The 3,109-nt window shown below is 72.1% G+C and carries 4 protein-coding genes; 2 read left to right on the forward strand and 2 right to left on the reverse strand.

Annotation, left to right across the window (positions count from 1 at the left end; genetic code table 11):
- Nucleotides 1-190: 190 nt before the first annotated feature.
- Complete coding sequence (locus tag VB737_RS15985) at nt 191-574, forward strand: LexA family protein (RefSeq protein WP_500314409.1); 384 nt, start codon at nt 191-193, stop codon at nt 572-574.
- Nucleotides 559-1,839: a Y-family DNA polymerase gene (locus tag VB737_RS15990; protein WP_500314411.1), complete on the forward strand. Its 1,281-nt coding sequence runs from the start codon at nt 559-561 to the stop codon at nt 1,837-1,839. The genes VB737_RS15985 and VB737_RS15990 overlap by 16 nt, the downstream gene beginning before the upstream one ends.
- 5 nt (nt 1,840-1,844) lie before the next feature.
- Here the strand turns inward: VB737_RS15990 and VB737_RS15995 are convergent, their stop codons facing one another.
- Together VB737_RS15995 and VB737_RS16000 are read right to left on the reverse strand one after the other, a co-directional pair.
- Complete coding sequence (locus tag VB737_RS15995) at nt 1,845-2,843, reverse strand: GGDEF domain-containing protein (RefSeq protein WP_500314413.1); 999 nt, start codon at nt 2,841-2,843, stop codon at nt 1,845-1,847.
- Nucleotides 2,844-2,949: 106 nt separating this feature from the next.
- Nucleotides 2,950-3,102 (reverse strand): hypothetical protein, encoded by a 153-nt coding sequence (locus tag VB737_RS16000; RefSeq protein WP_500314415.1) that lies wholly within the window; start codon nt 3,100-3,102, stop codon nt 2,950-2,952.
- Between the last annotated feature and the right edge of the window lie 7 nt (nt 3,103-3,109).

Consider the following 3,109-nt stretch of genomic DNA (forward strand, 5'->3'; position numbering starts at 1 on the left):
GAGCAGCACTGGCGCCTCCCCCGGGGCCGCCAGCCGGCGTCGCACCCCGACCCCCCGCACCGGGGCGAACCGGCGGCCCCCGGCCGACGACAGCGAACGGGAGCTCTACACCGCCTTCCAGCAGCTGCTGCTCGAGGACGGAGACTGACCAGTACATCCGTACTAAGGTGAGGTCTGTCGCCCGGGGCCCGTGCCCGATCCCCGCCACCCCGATCCCCGCCTTCCCGATCCCGGCCCGGGCGTCGACCTCAACACCCAGCTGAACCTCCACCCCGAGCGCACCCTGCTGCTGCGCGTCTGTGGCGATTCGATGGTCGGTGCCGGCATCCGCCACGGCGACCTGCTCGTCGTGGATCGGGAGGTCGCTCCCCGCTCCGGGCGCATCGTGGTGGCCCTGCTGGAGGGGGGGTTCACCCTGAAGCGCCTGGTGCGGCGGGGGCCGCGCTGGTGGCTGGAGGCGGCCAACCCCGCCTACCCACCCCTGGCCCTCGGCGGCAGCGACGACGACCGCCTCTGGGGCGTGGCCCTGCACGTGATCCGTTCGCTGCCGGGAGGTCGATGGCCCAGGCCATAGTCCTGATCGACGGCAACAACTTCTACGCCTCCTGCGAGGCGGCCCTCGATCCCGCCGTGATCGGCAAGCCCCTGGTGGTGCTCTCCAACAACGACGGCTGCATCGTCTCCCGCAGCGCCGAGGCCCGCGCCATGGGCATTCCCATGGGCACCCCCTGGTTCCAGGTGCGCCACGACCTGGAACGCCGCGGTGTGGTGGTGCGCAGTTCCAACTACGGCCTCTACGCCGACATGAGCCAGCGGCTGATGGCCAGCCTCGAGCCCTGGGTGGAGGAGCTGGAGGTCTATTCCATCGACGAGGCCTTTGGCCGCCTGCACCGCCCGGCCGGCGACGGCGACCTCAGCGCCTGGGGGCGGGACCTGCGCCACCAGGTGCGCCGCCAGCTGGGCCTGCCGGTGGCGGTGGGCATCGCCCCCACCAAGGTGCTGGCCAAGATCGCCAACCGCATCGCCAAGCGCGACCCCTCCCATGGCGGCGTCTTCGACCTGGGCCAGGCGGGGGATCCGGGCCCCTGGCTGGAGGCCATCGCCATCGAGGACGTCTGGGGCATCGGCCGCAAGCTGTCCCGCTGGTGCCGGCTGCGGGGCATTGCCAACGCCCGGGCCCTGCGCGACAGGCCGAGCGGGGAGCTGCGGCACCGCTGCGGTGTCGTGGGGGTGCGTCTGCAGCAGGAGCTGCGCGGCCACAGCTGCCTGCCCCTGGTGGCGGTGCCGCCGGCGAAGCAGGAAACCTGCGTCAGCCGCAGCTTCAGCGAGCCGGTCACCAGCCTCGAGGGCCTGCGGCAGGCGATCGCCACCTACCTCAGCCGGGCCGGCGAGAAGCTGCGCCGCCAGGGTCAGCGGGCGGGCAGCGTCACGGTGTTCGTGCGCAGCAGCCCCTTCAACGGCACCCGCTTCTACGCCAACGCCGCCACCGTCGCCCTGCCCCTGCCCAGCAACGACACCGCCGTGCTGCTCGCCGCCGCCCTGCCCCTGGCCGAGCGGCTGTTCCGGCCCCACAAGCCGCTGCAGAAGGCGGGGGTGCTGCTGCAGGATCTGCAGCCGGTGGCGCTGCTGCAGCACCATCTGCTGGTGCCGCTGCCGCCGGAGCAGCAGCGGCGGCGCGAGGCCCTGATGGCCGCCGTCGACGGCCTCAACCGCCGCTACGGCAGCGGCACGGTGCAGTGGGCCGCCTGCGGCCTGCGGCCCCGCTGGACGATGCGCCGCTCACGCCTGTCCCGGGCGGCCACCACCCGCCTGAGCGATGTGCCGGTGGTGCGGGCCTGAGGCCTTCAGGGGCCGTCGAAGAGGCTGGCGATCTGGTCGCGGCCGTTGCCCTTGGCCAGCTCAAGGGCCCGCTCGGCCCGCAGGATCAGGTCAGGGAAGGCCTGGTCCTGGGGGGCCAGGGCGGTGAGCCCGCCACTGATGTGCAGGCGGAAGTCGGAATGGGTGTGCACGCCGGGCATGTGGGTGACGGCGGTGCGGAGGGCCTCGGCCAGGGCCATCGCCTGGTCCGGGGCGATGCCCACCAGCAGCAGGGCGAACTCCCCATCCCCCAGGCGGGCGGCGAAGTCCTGCTCCTGCAGGAAGGTGCGGGCCAGCTGGACCAGATCGGCCAGCACCCGGTCGCCGGCGGGGTGGCCCCAGCGGTTGTTGATCAGCCGCAGATTGTCGACATCGAAGAGCAGCAGCGACAGGGGATGGTGATCGCGGCGGGCGCGGGCGAACTCCCGCTCGCCGATGGTCAGGAAGGTGTGGCGGGTGGGCAGGCCGGTGACGGGGCAGAGGTGGGAGAGGCGCCGCAGTTCCAGCTCACGCATGGCCAGCTGGGCCAGGCGGTGCAGGAGGGCGCGCTGCTCGGCACTGAGCTCCCGGGGCTCCCGGTCGATGACGCAGAGGGTGCCGAGGTTGTGGCCCTCCGGCGTCTGCAGCGGCGCGCCGGCATAGAAGCGGATATGGGGATCGGCGAAGACCAGGGGATTGCTGCGGAACCGTTCGTCGGCGCGGGCATCGGGCACCACCATCACCTCGTCGTGGACGATGGCGTGGGCGCAGAAGGCCATCTCACGGGGGGTTTCGCGCACGTCGAGGCCCCGCTTGGCGAGAAACCACTGCCGATCGGCCTCCACCAGGGAGATGGCGACGACGGGCGTCCGGAAGATGGCGGCGGCCAGGTCCAGGATGCGGTCGAAGTGCTCGTCGCTGTCGGACTCGAACAGCCCGTAGCGCTCCAGGTCGCGGAGCCGCTGGTCCTCATCAGCGGGGACGGGAAAGGCCGGATAGGGAGCCATGGCAAGCCTGCGTCCAAGCAAAATCTAGGCAGAACAACGGTTGGAGAGCCGGTTAGTGGGGGCGGACCACCGGCCCCGGTCCGCGGATGGCTGCGGGGTTCGGGTCTCAGGCGGCCGGGGCGGTGAGGGTCTCCTCGTAGCCGGCGCGGCGGCCGTCATCCAGCTGGTTCAGGTAGCGGCGTTCGGCGTAGTAGGCCTCCTGGAAACGCAGGGCGTCACCGTTGAGGGCGTCGAAGAGGTCATGGATGCGGGTCTCCATGTCGAGG

Origin of the sequence: Synechococcus sp. BA-120 BA3 (genome assembly GCF_034931285.1) — a bacterium.
Lineage (GTDB): Bacteria > Cyanobacteriota > Cyanobacteriia > PCC-6307 > Cyanobiaceae > Cyanobium.

Excerpts from the sequence above, each read along its gene's own strand:
- VB737_RS15990 (WP_500314411.1), top strand. The coding sequence starts at position 559 with ATGGCCCAGGCCATAGTCCTGATCGACGGCAACAACTTCTACGCCTCC.
- VB737_RS15995 (WP_500314413.1), bottom strand. The coding sequence starts at position 2,843 with ATGGCTCCCTATCCGGCCTTTCCCGTCCCCGCTGATGAGGACCAGCGG.
- VB737_RS16000 (WP_500314415.1), bottom strand. The coding sequence starts at position 3,102 with ATGGAGACCCGCATCCATGACCTCTTCGACGCCCTCAACGGTGACGCC.